The sequence below is a fragment of the Limnospira sp. PMC 1279.21 genome, assembly GCF_032349615.1.
Lineage (GTDB): Bacteria > Cyanobacteriota > Cyanobacteriia > Cyanobacteriales > Microcoleaceae > Limnospira > Limnospira fusiformis.
Genome location: NZ_JARPLU010000336.1, coordinates 1 through 2,161, shown reverse-complemented (window position 1 = coordinate 2,161; position 2,161 = coordinate 1). Strand labels below are relative to the sequence as shown.

Below are 2,161 nucleotides of genomic sequence, written 5' to 3'. Positions count from 1 at the left end.
GCATTGCATCCCTATTTCACTCCTAAACGTCTCGCACCCATACTTGGTATTGTACCGTATTGCCGTAAAATGTTAACCTAATTTGAGATTAAATCATGCTCTCAAACTATTAGATTAATAACTTGGGGATTTTTCAGCGATCGCCTTCAATATTTCCTCCGTCAACTGGGGCAGAGTCATCGTTCCCAGATCTCCTGAGGAGCGAGTTCTCACACTCAAAGACTGATTATCTAACTCCCGCTGACCAATCACCACTGTCACCGGAATTTTCTCGAGTTCAGAGTTGCGAATTTGTTTGCCTAAACGTTCCCCAGTATTATCGACTTCCGCGCGGATATTCTGCTGTCTTAAACTTTGGGCAATTGATTGAGCATAATCTCGAAAGCGATCGCTCACCGCCAATACTCTCACCTGAACCGGAGCCAACCACAGGGGAAAATCTCCCGCATAATTCTCAATTAAAATCCCAAAAAACCGCTCCAAAGAGCCAAAAATCGCGCGATGAATCATAATCGGACGTTGCCGAGAACCATCCGCCGCCACATATTCCATATTAAATCGTTCCGGCAAATTAAAATCCACTTGAATCGTCGAACATTGCCACAATCGACCGATCGCATCCTGAATTTTAATATCTATTTTAGGTCCATAAAAAGCCCCGCCACCCTCATCAGTCACATAATCCCAGCCTTTAGTATTCAGAGCAGCAATCAAAGCATCCGTTGCTAATTGCCACACCGCATCATTCCCCACCGATTTACTCGGACGAGTAGAAAGATTCACCTCATATTTACTAAAGCCAAAATCCGATAAAATCTTTTCCGTCAAATTTAACACTCCCAAAATTTCATCTGCCACCTGTTCAGGCAAACAAAAAATATGGGCATCATCTTGAGTAAACCCCCGCACTCGCATCAATCCATGTAATACCCCAGAGCGTTCATACCGATACACAGTGCCTAACTCTGCCCAGCGAATTGGCAACTCTCGATAAGAGTGCAAATGACTTTGATAAGTTAATACATGAAAGGGGCAATTCATCGGCTTTAATTGATAGGATTGGTTCTCAATCTCTATCTGGTCAAACATATTTTCTCGGTAAAAATCATAGTGACCGGAAGTTTTCCACAGTTCCAAATTAGCAATGTGGGGACTGTACAACAACTCATAACCATCTTGCAGATGAGCTTGTCGCCAATAGTCCTCAATTAATAGCCGCATTCTTGAGCCTTTAGGATGCCAAAAGACTAAACCGCCTCCGGCATCTTCTTGGATGCTAAATAAATCTAACTCCTGTCCTAACTTGCGGTGGTCGCGTTTTTTCGCTTCCTCTTTCTGCTGCTGATAATATTCTAGTTCTTCTGGAGTTTCCCAAGCCGTCCCATAAATTCGTTGTAGTTGCGGTAGGGTTTCATCTCCTCGCCAGTAAGCTCCGGCTACACTTTCTAACGCCAAAGCATCTGGATTAATTTCGCCCGTAGAGTTCAGGTGAGGTCCTGCACATAAATCCCACCAAAATTCCTGGGTGGGAATAACCACCGGTGAAATCAGAGACGGTTCGACTTCGGGATGATTCGTCCGCCCCATATCTGGGCTACCGATAAAATAGCGAGTAATGGTTTCTGTTTCGGGAATACTATCCAGAATTTCTAACTTTAATGGTTCATTTAATTTCTCTATTTCTGCCCTAATTTGTTCTCGGTTGACTTCTTCCCTAATTACTGGCAAGTTACCTTTGATGATGCGTTTCATCTCCTTAGTTATTTGCCCCAAGTCTTCCGGGGTGAACGGTTCTTTCCGGTCAAAGTCATAGTAAAACCCCGTGTCGGTGGTGGGACCAATGGCGACTTTGGTTTCGGGAAATAGTTTTTGTACCGCCATTGCTAGGATGTGAGCGCAGGTGTGGCGAATTCGCCGCAGCTTTTCTCCATCTCTTTGGGAATGGTTTTCCTCAGAGGTGGGACGGTTGATTTGACTGAGCATATTAACCCCATCGTGAGAACGATTATCATTTTACTAGATCGCCTGAGCAATGGGCAAGTATTGGGTTGAGGGACAAGTATTGCGTTAAGGCGATCGCCTCCCAAGGTTTGATCAAATCCTAGAGAGCATGATTTAATCTCAAATTAGGTTAATATTTTAGGGCAATATGGTATAAGAA

General features: G+C 43.9%; 1 protein-coding gene. It reads right to left on the bottom strand.

Going from position 1 to position 2,161, the window contains the following annotated elements; all coding sequences use genetic code 11:
- Positions 1 to 114: 114 nt before the first annotated feature.
- The gene (gene thrS, locus P5683_RS24325) at positions 115 to 1,983 is read right to left on the bottom strand and encodes a threonine--tRNA ligase (protein ID WP_006623096.1); all 1,869 of its coding nucleotides are present in this window, start codon (positions 1,981 to 1,983) and stop codon (positions 115 to 117) included.
- Positions 1,984 to 2,161 lie beyond the last annotated feature (178 nt).

Coding starts and splice junctions, on each gene's coding strand:
- thrS (WP_006623096.1), bottom strand. CDS start 1,983: ATGCTCAGTCAAATCAACCGTCCCACCTCTGAGGAAAACCATTCCCAA.